The sequence below is a fragment of the Pseudoalteromonas arctica A 37-1-2 genome, assembly GCF_000238395.3.
Classification (GTDB): Bacteria; Pseudomonadota; Gammaproteobacteria; order Enterobacterales; family Alteromonadaceae; genus Pseudoalteromonas; species Pseudoalteromonas arctica.
Genome location: NZ_CP011026.1, coordinates 156,046 through 170,995 on the forward strand (window position 1 = coordinate 156,046; position 14,950 = coordinate 170,995).

Consider the following 14,950-nt stretch of genomic DNA (forward strand, 5'->3'; position numbering starts at 1 on the left):
ATATGCCTAAGGATCTACGTAAAAATTTGATTGCTGCGATTCTTAGTCCTTTAATTGCGTTACCAATCCTTGGTTTTTGTTATTTTTATGCGGGCATAGAAAACTATACTTCTGTGAGTTCATTAATTTCAGATGTTGGTTTTGGTGTATCAATAGGGATGGGAAGTTTATTTTATTTCTATCCTTTAATGTTCATTTACGGATTACCTATCAGCTTATTACTCCAAAAGTTAAATTTATTTAAATTACCTGTAGTTTTAATCTTAAGTATACTTCCAGTTTTTTTACTTAGTCTTTTTAGTGAATTTAATCGTGCAACATTGGTTCTTCATTTATTAGTACTTTCAATGGGTTTAACTAGTTGGCTTATATATAATAAATTAAGGTAACACCACAACAAGCGATTAATGTTACACAACCGTTTTCTTACTCGGCTTACAGCTCAGATCAAACATTATTCACTAAATAGGCTTTTTTCGAATGCTTGTGCGGCATGTGAAGAGGGTCTGTCTTTATAATGCAGTTGATATAATGGTCTTGATAACTCGATGTTATTTGGCTGTTTTAGCCGTGTTAATTTACCTAACTGTACTAAATCCTCAGTGACTACATTAGGCAATAAAGCAACGCCCATTCCTTGTGCTACCGCCCTTGCTATTGCTTCGTTACTTCCGAGTTGCATACTATTTTTTGCTGTAATGCCATGTTGCTGTAGTAATTTAACCGAGACCTCTAAAGTGCCCGAGCCTGGTTCGCGCAGTAGCCAAAACTGTTTGTTTAACCATGCTTTTAAGTCTTTCGTGGGCTTAAAGTTACTGGGTATAACTACACTCATTAAATCGTTTTGCCAGTGCTTACTTATAATATGCGGCTCGGTTGGTGTGCCTTCAACCAGTGCTAAATCTATAGTGCATTCAAGTAGGGCGTGCTCAATTTGCGCGGTATTAGCAACTTGTACTTCTACTTTTATATGGGGGTATTGTGCGCAAAAATTGGCTAAATAGGGCGGTAGCCAATAGCTGGCAATGGTTGTACTGGTGCCTATAACGAGTGTGCCGCGCTTAAGCCCTGTGCGTGATTTAATATCTTCAATGGCGGCTTTTTCTATGGCAAAAATACTACGAGCATGTTCAAAAAGTGCTTGTCCGCCTTCACTTAAGGTGAGTTTTTTACCCTTAGATGCACGCTCAATAAGTTGTATATTTAGCTGATACTCAAGCTCTTTTAAAGCTTTAGACACAGCTGGTTGGCTTATAAAAAGCGCCTCAGCTGCTGCTGAAAAACTGCCTAATTTAGCAACCGTATAAAACACCCGAAGTGCATGCAAGTTCATTATGCCTCTCAAATCACATAACCTTAAGTTATCGAATCATGATTTTAATGTATTGGAGTTATATTTTGCGCTTTCTTAAAATGAAGTCAATTAATTACGATGACTTTATTAAGGGATGACTATGCTTAGTGCAATTAAAGATATGCCACAGCTTTTTAGTATTAATACTAAGCAGTATACCAACTCACGTTGGTGGCTAGGAATGCTATTGGTTATTGTTTTAGCGGGTGTTGCTGTTGCGCTGAGTAAGTTGCCGGTAATGCAAAGTGCCCAGTTTAGCTCTTTAACTATCGGTATAGTGCTTGGCATTATTGTAGGCAACAGTGTTTTTTCGCGTATTGCTACGCGAACCGATATAGGTGTTGATTACGCTAAAAGTATTTTACTCAAAGCGGGTATTATTTTATTTGGTTTTAGAATTACCTTTGCACAGGTAGCAGACGTTGGCTGGAGTGGATTGCTAACCGACATTGTTATGCTCAGTGGTACGTTTATCTTAGCAATACAGCTTGGCAAACGAGTATTTAAGCTTGATGAGCAAACGGTAATATTAATTGGTGCAGGTAGCTCTATTTGTGGCGCAGCAGCTGTAATGGCAACCGAGCCTGTAATAAAAGCGCAGGCGCATAAAGTATCGGTAGCTGTGGCAACGGTGGTGGTGTTTGGTACGTTGAGTATGTTTGCCTACCCAATCATGTTTGAGTATATGGGGCTGAGTGAGCACGCATATGGTATTTTTGTTGGCTCAACTATTCACGAGGTAGCGCAAGTTGTTGCGGCGGGTACAGCCGTAAGCGCCAATGCTGCTGATACCGCCGTTATAGAAAAAATGCTACGCGTGATGATGCTTGCGCCATTTTTAGTCGCTTTGTCGTTTTGGCAAAGTAAAAAAAGAGCAAAGGCAGGTAATACTATAAGTAATGAGGATAATAAATCAGGTATTAGCATCCCTTGGTTTGCGGTGTTATTTATTGTGGCAAGTGGTGTGCATTCACTCTCTATTATTCCTCAAGTGGCTACAAGCGCAGTTGTTTGGTTTGATAATATATTACTAACCATTGCGATGGTGGCTTTAGGTTTACGCACACATGTTGGGGCAATTCGCCAAGCGGGTATTAAACCGCTGTTACTGGCGCTGTGTTTATTTTTGTTTTTAACATTGGGCGGTTACGTTATTAATATAGGCATTGCTGAGCTGTTTTAAATTGTGGATGAATAACCTGAATTCTGGTTAAGAGATTTAAAAACGCTATAAATATAACGATATTTAAGCCTATTTCTCTAGCTAGAAATTTTTGGTGAAAACAAGGCGACTTTACGCGTCAATAGCTGGCCTATTGCAAGTAAATTCAACGCAGTTAGCACTAAAAATAGCTGCTTGAGATAGATTTATTATCCAGAACTCAGGTTAACTAGATTGGCGGCTTAAATTGGCCAATCAACTTCGTTTACGTTATCGAGCTGTGTGCTGGTATTTTTATTGCCTTGCCATTTATTAGTGTAAACAGCGTGCGGGTCAAACTGTAACGTTTGTTTTTCAATATTAAAGTGCCTACCACCACGCGGATCTACGCCTACACCTGCTATATATTGCCAATTACCCCAGTTAGCGGCTACATCGTAATCAATCAATTGTTGTTCAAAATAAGCTGCGCCATAGCGCCAATCAAGACCAAGTTCGTTAACTAAGCAGCTTGCGGCAATTTGCCTTGCTCTATTTGATATATAACCGGTCGCATTAAGCTCGTTCATAATGGCATTGACTAATGGGTAGGGTGTTGAGCCATTACACCAGGCAGCAAAGCGGTTTGGCATAAATGTAGTAAGGGGTTTTGTTTGCTTTTGGCCTTTAAAGCTAAACAGGCTTTTACCTGCCTTAAGTGCATGCCATTTAAAATATTCTCGCCACAGCAGCTCAAACTTAATCCAGTAGGTAGACTCGTTTGTTATTTGGTTATGTTCGTACGCCTCAACGGCTTTATAAACTTGCCGCGCACTTACACAGCCAAAAGCAAGCCAGGTACTAAATTTTGTGGTGTTATTAAAGCCATCAAACTCGTTTCGAGTTATTTTATAAGTACTTGGTAGCAAGTCTGAAAAGTATTGCTTTAAATGTGTTTGCGCACTTTTAAGCCCGCCATTCATTACTGCGTTGTTATAATTAGTATGCTCATTAAGCTCAATTGGGTTTGCAGCACATAATGTTATAGGCTGGGGAAGTAAACCTTTAGGCAGAGTTGAGGTTGTTATAGGTATGTTCATCGCCTCTACCTTTTTTCTAAATGGGGTAAAGCTTTTAGGCAGCTCGTCTAAATCAAAAGGGAGGTCGCTTTGTTGAAATAAAGTGTCTTGTTGAGTTGTTTTAAATATGACATGTGGGCAATGTGCTTTTAGTCGCGCGAGTTGGCGCTGCTCATAGGTTCCAACATGTTCACTGCACACTACTTCATCAATGTGTTGCTCAGCTATGCGCTGCTTTAAAACACTAACAGGTTCGCCCTCAAGTACGTGCAGTGTTTGCCCGCGCTCAATAAGCTCTTGTTGCAGCTCAAATAAGCTTTGCATTAAAAACTGTTGTTTGTGCACGCCATATGGCTTTTGTTGGTAGTTATTATTTTTAAACCAGTGTGTGTTTATTACAAATACAATATCGAGCGCACATTGCTCAGTAGCAAGTTCGCTTAAAATAGGGTTGTCGTCTATTCGTAAATCGTTTTGTAGCCAATATAAAATACGTTTGCTCATAGGTTTGCTCTGGTTTTTGTAATCATTAAGTTTACGAAGCAAAAGCGGGTAGGGATTAGTTTTGAGGTGTTTAATAGAGTTTTAAAAAGGGGGCGGTAAACTTACCGCCCCTTAGTTTGTAAAAGTATTGTTTTAACTCGCTGATTTTTGCTCTGCAATCCAATCGTTTATTACATCTTCAAGTACCGACATAGGGAGCGAGCCTTGTCCAATAACTGTATCGTGAAAGCTGCGAATATCAAACTTAGCCCCGAGTTCTTTTTCGGCTTTTGCACGCAGTTCGCGTATTTTTATTTCGCCCATTTTGTAAGAGAGCGCTTGGCCTGGCCATGATATATAACGATCTATTTGATCCTCCACCGCACTTTGTGGCAAAGCAGTGTGATCTGCCAAGTAGTCAATTGCCTTTTGGCGGCTCCAGCCAAATGCATGAATACCGGTATCAACAACGAGTCTCACGGCACGCCACATTTCGTAACCTAAACGACCAAAGTCGCTGTATGGGTCTTGATAAAAGCCGGCTTCTTTACCTAAACGTTCGGTGTAAAGTGCCCAACCTTCGCCAAATGCTGAGTGGCTAAGTGTGCGTCTAAACTGAGGTACATCTAACTCCATTGCAATAGCGTTTTGTAAATGGTGCCCTGGTATTGCTTCATGTAAGCTAAGTGCTTCTAAATTATACAAAGGCTGTAGATTAGGTGTTGAGGCTAAAAAGTAAGTGCCAGGGGAACGGTTATCAGCAGGTGGCATATAAAACGCGCCGCGACTCGCTGAGCCTTTTATTGTAAAGGTGTTACGCGGTAAATGATTAAAGTAGGTTGGTAACTTGCCATACATTTTTTGCGTAATAAAAGCTGTTTTTTCAAGTAAGTCTTGCGCGTCTGTTGCGTAAAATTGCTCGTCGGTCGCTAAAAATTCTAAAAACTCAGCATACGTGCCATCAAAACCTACTTTATCAATGATGTTTTGCATTTGCGTTTTTATACGCGCCACTTCTTTTAAGCCAAGCTCATGAATTTTCTTTGGTGTGGCATTGGTTGTGGTGTAGTAATTAACTGCATATTTGTAATACTCAAGCCCGCCTTTAACGCTTGAAATACTCGGCTCTGCTCTACAGTTAGGCATGTAATCGTTTTCAAAAAAGTCGTAAAAGTGCTGATAAGCCGGGACTACTTTTGAGCTAATTAAGGTTTTTGCTTTGTTTTGGTATGTGGCCTTTTGCTCTGCTGTAAACGTATTTGGTATACGTGTAAAGGGCTCGTATAAGGCACTGTTTTCAGGTTGCTTAACTATATGAGCGTTAATGCTCTGGCCGTAACTTTCAAATGTTTTGCAGTAGTGCGTATACCCCAGTTCAATTCCTTCCTTCATCAAGTTAATGTTTTCTTGATTAAAGCGAGGGTAGTCGGCAAGGCTTACTAAAAATGCGTTGTAATCATCAGGTGTTAAAAATGCCATATTAGCCGGTGCTTCGGCAAAGTAGGTATGCCAGCCACTTAAAAAGTTAACCTGAAAATACTTATCTTGAAAAAGGTAACTTTGCTGCTCTGTTTCTCGCTCGTATTTAAATAAACGGTAGTTCATTAATTGCGAGCTGCTCAGCGTTTTAGAATCTATTTTACTTAAGCTTTTTAATACACTGTTATTATAAGCTTGGCGCTTTGCAATGGCTTGTTCGGTCCAATTTGGTAATGTACCACTGGGTTTCCAACCATCAGGGTCGGTACGAAAGAATATTTTTTCGGCTTTTGCATTTTGCCAATGGTTATCAATAATGGTTTTTAAATCTGCATTGCTATCGGCTGCGCTCGGCAGTGATGCTACAGCTAAGCAAATAGCTAAAATTGTTTTTTTAAACATATTATTCTCATTTTTAGCGCGTTAATTTTTATTAGTTTACGCACATGTGTCATTTTTGTTTCTAAGATAATAACAAGTTAACTTTATTAATGCGCTTAATTTTATACCTGTATTATTGGTTTTACTTTTTGATTGAACAAATTTCACCGCTGAAGTGAGTGGGCCACTAGTTTATTGTTTTATCAGCGTTTAGAATGATTAAAACTAATTACAGTAAAAGACCGTCATGTTTAATAAAGTAATAGCGCTGATTGATGAAGCTAATAACCAAGACCCTAATACTGAGCAGCACAATGGAGAAAGTTTTCCAAAAGAGTATTTATACTCACAGCGTATGAGCGAAATGCTAACTCGTTTTAAACCTGATGCCGATGCACTCATGCAAATTGCAGCGCGTGCACAGCATATTCAGCGTTGGAAGTCGCCACGTAGCGACTTTGAAATGAACAAGCAGGGTTATCATCAATGGCGTAGCGCACTTTATATTTTTCATGCGTCACTAGCCGTTGAATTAATGAAACAGGCTGGGTTTAACGATACGGACCAAAACCGTGTTTATAACGCTGTTGCTAAAAAAGATATTAAGCGCAATCCAGATAGCCAAATAGTTGAAGATGTAGCAAGTTTGGTGTTTATTGAACACTACATGCTTGGGTTTGCTAATAGCAAGCCAGATTACAATGAAGAAAAATGGATTGGTATTATTCGTCGTACATGGCAAAAAATGTCAGATGAAGCGCATGAGTTTGTACTTACAGGTAATATTACATTACCAGATCCGCTTGTTGGGCTTATTCATAAAGCACTTGAGTAAAGTAGTGTAGCTAGGTATTAAAATAAAAAGGATTTTCAGAATGTTATGCCCACGTACAAATACCTCTCTTGAGCCATTATTAATTGGTGGTATTACTGTTTACACTTCAACGCAAGGTGGTGTATTTTTTGATAACAGCCAAATTTTTAAATTTAGCTCACCAGAGTTAAAGCATGGTCAGGTATTACTTAAACATTTAAGTGATCATATCGAGAGTGAATACGATGTATCGCTACGAATTAATTGTCCAAAGTGCATAAGCATTGTGATGATGCGCAGGTATTTTTCGCCAGTAAAGGCCGTCGAAATAGATGAATGCCCAGGCTGTGCAGGAATATGGCTTGATAGTGGCGAGCTGGCAAAAATACACGAAAACCACCTAACGCCCCGAGAGCGTAAGTTGTTAGCACATGAAATGGCAACCAATCATGGGTTTATAACTATTAAGCCGCCAAAATCAAAGTATTACCCCAAAGCGCCTAAAAATGTTCAGACACGACAGTTGAACGGCTGGTGCAATTAGCATTACTTAACTTTGAATAATAAAGTAGTCTTGAATGCTACATTAATTTTAAGCTCGCAAGTGCTGCTAATAAAAGCATGACTTGCCAAGAACAAATTTTAAAACCAAGGGAAGCTGAGTATGAAGGATTATAAGCGTAAAACTGCACTGCAATTTTACTGTGTGCTACTGGCGTGTTTTTTGACAACAAGTTGCACTACGCTATTTGATAAGGCACATGGTTATCGTGGGCCCATTATTGTGACGATTGAAACTGAGGATGGCTCAGTGCCAGAATTTCCTTTTTTGATAAAGTCGGCCTATTCAGAGTCGTGTGGTCATAGTAGTTGTGGTATTGACTTTGGTTATAAATATTTTAAAACGGCCTATGCTAATGAGCCAATTACCTTCCCACGGGAGCGTTTGGATTTATTACAGCCCAACGCCTATGCATCGATTGAGTTTACTGTTACTCATCCTAATTATCACCACCGCGGATTTCCGCGAGGCTTTGCGCCCACCGATGCTGATGACCCTATTCATGTCACGTTTACCGTTAAGCCGTTTACTGAACAAATGAATAAAGTAGCTGGGTGGGCCGAGCAAGGCAAAGTGATGATGCAGAACGCGGCACCAGATAGTAATGAGCATTTCAATGGAAAAATGCAGCTTTGGCAAGAGCGCTTTAATTTAGGAAAGACGATTAAAAGGCACATTACGGTGATCAAAACTTTTTACTTACCTCATTTTTCAAAACGTATGCAACAACGGGTTATTGAAAAATATCAACCGATTTTTAGAGCCTGGTATTACGGCGTACCTGAAACGGATTGTTGGGATATGGTTGACTGTAGAAAGCAAATTTTAAAACCAAGGGAAGCTGAATATGAAGGATTATAAGCGTAAAACTGCACTGCAATTTTACTGTGTGCTACTGGCGTGTTTTTTGACAACAAGTTGCACTAGGGTATTTGATAAGGCGCATGGCTATCGTGGGCCCATTATTGTGACGATTGAAACAGAAGATGGCTCAGTGCCAGAATTCCCTTTTTTGATAGAGTCTGTGTACACAGAGTCATGTGGTCATAGTAGTTGTGGCATAGACTCAGGTTATAGATACTTTAAAACTGCCTATGCTAATAAGCCAATTACCTTCCCACGGGATCGTTTGGATTTATTACAACCCAATGCCTATGCAACAATTCTTTTTAAGGTTACTCATCCTAATTATCACTACAATGTATTTACGCGAGGCTTTGGGCCCACCGATGCCGATGACCCCATTCATATCACGTTTACCGTTAAGCCGTTTGCTGAACAAATGAATAAAGTAGCTGGCTGGGCGACTGGTCCTAAACAAAACATGCAAAACTTTACACCTGATAGCAGGGAATATAAAAAAGCAGACATTCGGTATCGCCAAGCGCGCTTTAATTTAGGAAATATGATCACAAGACACATTACGACGATCAAAACTATTTACTTACCTCATTTTTCAAAACGTATGCAACAACGGGTGATTGAAAAGTATCAACCGATTTTTAGAGTCTGGTATTACGGCGTACCTGAAACGGATTGTTGGGATATGGTTGACTGTAGAAAGCAAATTTTAAAACCAAGGAAGGCTGAGTATGAAGGATTATAAGCGTACTTATCTGCAATAATACTTAATCATTTTGCGGAGCTAAACGTGTCGCTACTAATTAAGCGAATTGGTATACATCATAAAAAACGGCGTACTAAAAAGTACGCCGTTTTTTGTAGTAAATTAACTCTAACGAATTTATTTATTACGGTTTTCTTTAGCAAATGCACGTATTTTACGCTTTTGCGACAGTGTTACTTTATTAACACGACCAGCAAATGGGTTTTCACCTTCTCTAAATTCAATTTTGATTGGGGTGCCCATAATTTTAAGCGCTTTACGGTAATAGTTCATCAGGTAGCGTTTATAACTATCTGGTAAATCTTTAACTTGGTTACCGTGAATAACAATACGTGGTGGGTTATAACCACCGGCATGCGCATATTTGAGCTTAACACGACGGCCACGCACAAGTGGCGGCTGGTGATCGGCTTGAGCCATGTCCATAATTCGACGCAGCATTGCTGTACTTATACGTTTAGTTGCCGACTCGTACGCTTCATCAACAGACTCGAATAAATGACCAACACCTGTACCGTGTAGTGCAGATATAAAGTGTAGGCGAGCAAAGTCAATAAAGCCTAAACGGCGATCGAGCTCTGATTTAATACGATCTTTAACGTAATCGTCTAAACCATCCCATTTGTTCACTGCAATTACCAATGAACGACCTGAGTTAAGAGCAAAGCCTAATAAGCTTAAATCTTGATCTGAAATACCATCGCGAGCATCAACAATCAATAACACAACGTTACAATCTTCGATTGCTTGAAGCGTTTTAATGACAGAAAATTTCTCAACTACGTCGCTTACTTTTTTACGCTTACGAACACCGGCGGTGTCAATTAACACATACTCTTTTTCATTTCGAGTCATCGGAATGTAGATAGAGTCACGTGTTGTACCTGGCATGTCGTATACAATTACGCGATCTTCACCCAGTATACGGTTTGTAAGCGTTGACTTACCAACGTTAGGACGACCAATAATCGCAAGCTTTACAGGTTTGTCTGCAAATGCCTGGTGATCGGTATCGTTGTCTTCATCTTCTTCGTAAAGATTAATAAGCTCTTCGTCATCGCCTGTTACGTCTTCGTCTTGTGCCGCTAGTTCAGCAATAAGTGGCTGAAGTGTTTGCTCAAGTAATAACGTAATACCACGGCCATGCGATGCAGCAATATGATGAATTTCACCTAATGATAATTGGTAAAATTCAGCACAGTTTGAATCTGCATCGATACCATCGGTTTTATTAGCAACAACAAAACACTTTTTATCTTGCTTGCGTAAGTGATTAGCAATTGCTTGGTCAGCTACGGTCATACCTACACGGGCATCTACTAAAAACAGAACAATGTCGGCTTCTTCAATGGCTAGCAGAGATTGATCTGCCATTTCGATTTCGATGCCTTCTTCTGAGCCATCAATACCGCCCGTGTCTACCACGATAAATTCATAGCCATCGTAACTAGCTTGGCCATATTTTCTATCTCGTGTTAAACCTGGAAAATCGGCTACGAGTGCATCACGAGTACGTGTTAAACGGTTAAATAATGTGGATTTGCCCACATTGGGTCGCCCAACTAGAGCGATCACGGGAAGCATAAACTACCTCTTTAAAAAACAACAAAAGGCTTCGCAGTGCGAAGCCTTAAAAAAACCATATGACTATTAGTAACTTAGTTTGGTATTTTTACCATACTAACTTCACCATCACGGGTGTATAAAATTAGCTTATCGTCGGCAACAACTGGCTCAACAAAAAAGCCCGAGCTGTCAAAGTCTTCACGAGATACTAGCTCGCCAGTTTCTTTATTTAGCCAATGTAGGTTACCTTCTTGGTCGCCTAAAGCTAAGTGACTACCTGCAACTGCAGGGCCTGTTAGGTACCAACCGCGTAGAGCGGGTTGGCTCCAACGTTCAATACCTGAATTTTTATCTAATGCGTAAATAACACCATCGCTATCTACTAAATAAATTGTTTGTGCATCCATCGCAATTTCGCGGTAGCTGCTGTACTCGCGTTTCCATACAACATTGCCAGAGCGAATATCTACAGCGGCTAAGTTGCCGTTGTAAGCTATAGCGTAAGCGTATGGACCGCTAATAAGTGGTTGAGTGTCTACGTCAACTAGGCGTTCAAATTCTGATGCGCCTTTAGCAACCGCAATTTCTGCGCTCCATGCTGAGTAACCACTGTCTGAAATTAATACGCTTAGCTTGCCTGTTTCAAGGCCTACTAATACACCACCGTTAGCAACGGTTGGTGAGCTTTGTCCGCGTAATGTTAGTGGTGGAACTTCTTGTTCAAAGCTCCAACGCTCTTCGCCTGTATCTGGGTGAAGGGCTAACAATTTACCAGAGCCTAAATTTACAAATATTAAGCCATCGCCTGCTGTTGGTTTAGATAGAGATTCGCCTGGTACGTTTTTACGCCAAACTTCTTCACCAGTTTCGCGATCAAGAGCAATAACAAAGCCGTGTTCAGAACCAATATAAACTTTACCATAGGCTTGCAAAATACCACCTGATAATTTTGCATTACCGTTGTCAGCCCAAGGCCAAAACGATAAATCTTGGCGTACATCGGTTTCCCATTTTGTATCGCCATTATCAAGCGAAAGCGCTTCTACTTGGCCTTCGCGGCTAGCAACATACACAGTATCTTTGTAAACTGCGGGTGTTAAACGAGAAAAATAATGCTCTACGCCATCACCTACAGATTCTTGCCAAACAACGTCAGTTTCAAATTGGTTTACAATTTCAGGAAGTACTAGTTCATCTTCATCATCACTTGATGAACAACCCATCAATGTTGCCATACATAGGGCAAGGGCTGCTGTTGTAAATTTTTTCATGCCTAAAACCTTATGCCGCTGGGCTAGTTACTGCTAGGTCATCTAACTTAATTTGTAATAGTGGGTTACTTGTTAATCCACCCGCATCTATTGCTGCTTGGTATGCAGTACGTGCTTGATCTTTATTACCTTGCTCAGTGTAAATATCGCCTTTAAGCTCGGCCACGTTTGCATTGAACGCTTCAGGTAATGGTGCATTTAATGTTGTTAATGCATCGTCATATTTAGTTTGCGCAATTTGAACACGTGCTAAACGTGTAATCGCAATTGCTTTTAATTCTGTATTTGGCGTATTAGACACAACCCAGCTTAGCTTTTCGCTTGCTACGTCTAGTTTTTTCGCTTCTACTGCGTCTTTTGCAGCAACGAATGCAGCAAGTGTTGCGTAGTTTGTGTCTTTATTTTCGCTAATAAACGCATCAGCTGAAGATAATACATCGTCGCTTTCAACAAGCGCTGTATATGAATCTGATGCTTTTTCAGCGGTAGTAATTTGGTTTTGGTTATATGCTTTCCAGCCATATAAGCCACCTAGGCCAACAAGTATACCTAGCGCAAGTGAGATGCCGTTTTCACGGAAAAAGCGTTTAATGGCTTCTGCTTGTTGTTCTTCTGTTGAATAAATATCCATTCTTACCTCTAATGTTCGCTTAGCCGTTAATAAGCTCAGCTAAAAGCGCTTTAGCTTGTTCTAATTCTAATGTGACTTGTTCTTTACGCTCGCGTAAATACTTGATGGTCACAACGCCTTTTTCTAATTCATCTTCACCAATAATCACTGCAACAAGTGCATCGCTTTTATCAGCACGTTTTAATTGTTTTTTAAAGTTGCCGCCGCCCGCATGCACCATAACGCGTAAACCCGGTACGTCTTTACGTAGTTGCGCTGCAATTGCAGGAGCTTGAATGCTTGCTTTGTCGCCCATTGCTGCTAAATATACATCAGCATTGCGACGAATGTCACCTACACACTCAAGTGCTTGTAGTAATAATACTAAGCGCTCTAGACCCATTGCAAAACCAACTGCTGGCGTTGCTTTGCCGCCAAGTTGTTCAACTAAGCCATCGTAACGTCCGCCAGCACATACAGTGCCTTGTGCACCTAAACTGTCGGTTACCCATTCAAATACAGTGCGGTTGTAGTAGTCTAAACCACGTACTAACTTTTCATTAACCGTATATGAGACGCCAGCAGCGTCTAAACGTTCACATAAATTTGCAAAATGTTCTTTTGATTCAGCATCTAAATTTTCAGACAATTTAGGCGCATCAGTTAAAATTGCTTGTACGTCTGGATTTTTGCTATCAAGTACGCGTAATGGGTTTGAATACATACGACGTTTTGAGTCTTCATCAAGCACATCAATGTGTTGCTCAAGGTAGGCTACTAACGCATCACGGTAATCTGCACGCGCTTCGTTAGATCCTAGAGAATTTAGCTCTAAACGAACGTGGTCAGTAATACCAAAGGCTTCCCATAGTTGCGCTGTTAATAAAATAACTTCTGCGTCTATATCTGCTGTAGCAATACCAAATGTTTCTAAACCAAATTGGTGAAACTGACGGTAACGACCTTTTTGCGGACGCTCGTGACGAAACATTGGACCCATGTACCAAAGGCGTTGTTCTTGATTATATAGTAAGCCATTTTGGTTGCCAGCACGTACGCATACTGCGGTGCCTTCTGGGCGGAGTGTTAATAAGTCGCCATTGCGATCGGCAAAGGTGTACATTTCTTTTTCTACTATATCGGTAACTTCACCAATAGAGCGTTTAAATAAGTCGGTTGATTCTACAATAGGAAAACGAATTTCTTGATAACCGAACGATGCTACTGTCTCGCGTAAAATGTTTTCTACTTTCTGCCAAACTTGTGTATCGCCCGGCAGACAATCGTTCATACCGCGAACTGCCTGAATTTGTTTTGCCACTGATAAATCCTAAATGCTGTTTTTTTGTGTAATGAAAAATGCTTACACAACAAGAATGCTAAAAATTGACCTGACATTATAGCGTTTTAGCTATAAAGGTAAACGCCAAACACCGCTGTTTGGCGCTTTATACGGTATTTATTCGACTATTTTTATGTCAATCGGTGTTTGGTTCTGCTTTTTCTCTATAAAGTCGCGTACATAACCTTCAAGCTGGTCAACAATGTTGTTGTTATCAATGCGCGCTTTTTGGCGTTCGCCATTTATATACAAACCAGAACGACGATTTGCACCGGCAAGCCCTATATCACTCACAAGCGCTTCACCTGGTCCATTTACAACGCAACCAATTACCGAAACTGACATAGGTTCGATAATATCCTCTAAGCGCTCTTCAAGTTGGTTCATGGTGCTTACTACATCAAACTCTTGGCGTGAGCAGCTAGGGCAGGCAATAAAGTTAATTCCACGCGAACGAATGCGCAATGAATTTAAGATATCAAAGCCGACTTTAATTTCTTGTACCGGGTCGGCAGCAAGTGATACACGCAGGGTATCGCCAATACCTTCGGCAAGAAGCATACCTAAACCTACTGCAGATTTAACAGAGCCTGAGCGCATGCCGCCCGCTTCGGTAATACCTAAATGTAGTGGTTGGTCTATTTCTTTAGCGAGTAAGCGATATGCACCTACAGCTAAAAATACGTCAGACGCTTTTACTGATATTTTAAATTGGTCAAAATCAAGGCGGCGCAAGATATCTACATGGCGCATTGCTGATTCTAATAAGGCTTCTGGTGTTGGTTCGCCGTATTTTTCTTGTAAGTCGCGCTCTAGTGAACCGCCATTTACACCAATACGAATAGGAATGTTGTGCTCGCGTGCTGAGTCTACTACGGCTCTAATACGCTCTTCACTACCTATATTACCCGGGTTTATACGCAGGCAATCTACACCGTATTTTGCTACTTTTAAGGCAATACGATAATCAAAATGAATATCTGCAACTAGCGGAATCGTTACTTGCTCTTTTATACTTTTAAACGCTTCGGCTGCATCCATTGTTGGTACTGATACACGGACTATGTCGGCACCTGCATCTTGTATTGCCTGTATTTGTGCAACAGTTGCATCAACATCCATGGTGTCGGTGTTGGTCATTGATTGCACTGCAATAGGGGCACCATCACCAATAGGGACGTTACCTACATTGATTCGGGTGGATTTTCTGCGTTTAATTGGAGATTCTGAAAACATAGCGA

General features: G+C 40.5%; 13 protein-coding genes and 1 pseudogene. 6 read left to right on the top strand and 8 right to left on the bottom strand.

The features are described from left to right. The first annotated feature begins 2 nt into the window (after positions 1-2). Positions 3-389, top strand: a complete 387-nt coding sequence (locus PARC_RS18150) for a hypothetical protein (protein ID WP_010554981.1) — start codon at positions 3-5, stop codon at positions 387-389. Between the two features lie 65 nt (positions 390-454). On the opposite strand, the gene PARC_RS18155 is transcribed toward PARC_RS18150, so the two are convergent. After that, on the bottom strand, positions 455-1,333 hold the full coding sequence (locus PARC_RS18155; RefSeq protein WP_010554980.1) for a LysR family transcriptional regulator: 879 nt from the start codon (positions 1,331-1,333) through the stop codon (positions 455-457). Between the two features lie 121 nt (positions 1,334-1,454). On the opposite strand from PARC_RS18155, the gene PARC_RS18160 reads away from it, so the two are divergent. Continuing rightward, positions 1,455-2,537, top strand: coding sequence for a YeiH family protein (locus PARC_RS18160; RefSeq protein WP_010554979.1), 1,083 nt, complete (start codon positions 1,455-1,457; stop codon positions 2,535-2,537). A gap of 221 nt (positions 2,538-2,758) precedes the next feature. On the opposite strand, the gene PARC_RS18165 is transcribed toward PARC_RS18160, so the two are convergent. Together PARC_RS18165 and PARC_RS18170 are read right to left on the bottom strand one after the other, a co-directional pair. Then, positions 2,759-4,078, bottom strand: coding sequence for a DASH family cryptochrome (locus PARC_RS18165; protein WP_010554978.1), 1,320 nt, complete (start codon positions 4,076-4,078; stop codon positions 2,759-2,761). A gap of 132 nt (positions 4,079-4,210) precedes the next feature. Beyond that, positions 4,211-5,938, bottom strand: a complete 1,728-nt coding sequence (locus PARC_RS18170) for a DUF885 domain-containing protein (RefSeq protein ID WP_010554977.1) — start codon at positions 5,936-5,938, stop codon at positions 4,211-4,213. A 226-nt stretch (positions 5,939-6,164) separates the two neighbouring features. Between PARC_RS18170 and PARC_RS18175 the strand changes: the two genes are divergently transcribed. The 4 genes and pseudogenes from PARC_RS18175 (at position 6,165) to PARC_RS18190 (ending at position 8,899) form a co-directional block, all read left to right on the top strand. Continuing rightward, positions 6,165-6,752 carry a DUF4202 domain-containing protein gene (locus tag PARC_RS18175; protein ID WP_010554976.1) on the top strand — a complete coding sequence of 196 codons (588 nt, stop codon included), beginning with the start codon at positions 6,165-6,167 and terminating at the stop codon, positions 6,750-6,752. 40 nt (positions 6,753-6,792) lie between these two features. Then, positions 6,793-7,295, top strand: a pseudogene (locus tag PARC_RS18180) (TFIIB-type zinc ribbon-containing protein). A gap of 100 nt (positions 7,296-7,395) precedes the next feature. Next, a complete protein-coding gene (locus tag PARC_RS18185) occupies positions 7,396-8,154 on the top strand; it encodes a hypothetical protein (RefSeq protein WP_010554974.1) in 759 nt (252 codons plus the stop codon). Then, positions 8,141-8,899, top strand: coding sequence for a hypothetical protein (locus PARC_RS18190; RefSeq protein ID WP_010554973.1), 759 nt, complete (start codon positions 8,141-8,143; stop codon positions 8,897-8,899). Before PARC_RS18185 ends, PARC_RS18190 begins: the two co-directional genes overlap by 14 nt. Before the next feature lie 138 nt (positions 8,900-9,037). Here the strand turns inward: PARC_RS18190 and der are convergent, their stop codons facing one another. The 5 genes from der to ispG all read right to left on the bottom strand — a co-directional run bounded on the left by der (position 9,038) and on the right by ispG (position 14,945). Further along, positions 9,038-10,504 (bottom strand): ribosome biogenesis GTPase Der, encoded by a 1,467-nt coding sequence (gene der / locus PARC_RS18195; RefSeq protein ID WP_010554972.1) that lies wholly within the window; start codon positions 10,502-10,504, stop codon positions 9,038-9,040. A 74-nt stretch (positions 10,505-10,578) separates the two neighbouring features. Beyond that, on the bottom strand, positions 10,579-11,757 hold the full coding sequence (gene bamB, locus PARC_RS18200) for an outer membrane protein assembly factor BamB (protein WP_010554971.1): 1,179 nt from the start codon (positions 11,755-11,757) through the stop codon (positions 10,579-10,581). 10 nt (positions 11,758-11,767) lie between these two features. After that, positions 11,768-12,388: a YfgM family protein gene (locus PARC_RS18205; RefSeq protein ID WP_007583431.1), complete on the bottom strand. Its 621-nt coding sequence runs from the start codon at positions 12,386-12,388 to the stop codon at positions 11,768-11,770. 19 nt (positions 12,389-12,407) lie between these two features. Beyond that, entirely contained in the window at positions 12,408-13,688 is a 1,281-nt protein-coding gene (gene hisS / locus PARC_RS18210) for a histidine--tRNA ligase (protein WP_007583429.1), read from the bottom strand. Between the two features lie 138 nt (positions 13,689-13,826). Beyond that, positions 13,827-14,945 carry a flavodoxin-dependent (E)-4-hydroxy-3-methylbut-2-enyl-diphosphate synthase gene (gene ispG / locus PARC_RS18215; RefSeq protein ID WP_010554970.1) on the bottom strand — a complete coding sequence of 373 codons (1,119 nt, stop codon included), beginning with the start codon at positions 14,943-14,945 and terminating at the stop codon, positions 13,827-13,829. Between the last annotated feature and the right edge of the window lie 5 nt (positions 14,946-14,950).

Excerpts from the sequence above, each read along its gene's own strand:
- PARC_RS18190 (WP_010554973.1), top strand. The coding sequence starts at position 8,141 with ATGAAGGATTATAAGCGTAAAACTGCACTGCAATTTTACTGTGTGCTA.
- PARC_RS18150 (WP_010554981.1), top strand. The coding sequence starts at position 3 with ATGCCTAAGGATCTACGTAAAAATTTGATTGCTGCGATTCTTAGTCCT.
- bamB (WP_010554971.1), bottom strand. The coding sequence starts at position 11,757 with ATGAAAAAATTTACAACAGCAGCCCTTGCCCTATGTATGGCAACATTG.
- PARC_RS18155 (WP_010554980.1), bottom strand. The coding sequence starts at position 1,333 with ATGAACTTGCATGCACTTCGGGTGTTTTATACGGTTGCTAAATTAGGC.
- PARC_RS18185 (WP_010554974.1), top strand. The coding sequence starts at position 7,396 with ATGAAGGATTATAAGCGTAAAACTGCACTGCAATTTTACTGTGTGCTA.
- ispG (WP_010554970.1), bottom strand. The coding sequence starts at position 14,945 with ATGTTTTCAGAATCTCCAATTAAACGCAGAAAATCCACCCGAATCAAT.
- PARC_RS18165 (WP_010554978.1), bottom strand. The coding sequence starts at position 4,078 with ATGAGCAAACGTATTTTATATTGGCTACAAAACGATTTACGAATAGAC.
- PARC_RS18170 (WP_010554977.1), bottom strand. The coding sequence starts at position 5,938 with ATGTTTAAAAAAACAATTTTAGCTATTTGCTTAGCTGTAGCATCACTG.
- PARC_RS18175 (WP_010554976.1), top strand. The coding sequence starts at position 6,165 with ATGTTTAATAAAGTAATAGCGCTGATTGATGAAGCTAATAACCAAGAC.
- PARC_RS18160 (WP_010554979.1), top strand. The coding sequence starts at position 1,455 with ATGCTTAGTGCAATTAAAGATATGCCACAGCTTTTTAGTATTAATACT.
- der (WP_010554972.1), bottom strand. The coding sequence starts at position 10,504 with ATGCTTCCCGTGATCGCTCTAGTTGGGCGACCCAATGTGGGCAAATCC.
- PARC_RS18205 (WP_007583431.1), bottom strand. The coding sequence starts at position 12,388 with ATGGATATTTATTCAACAGAAGAACAACAAGCAGAAGCCATTAAACGC.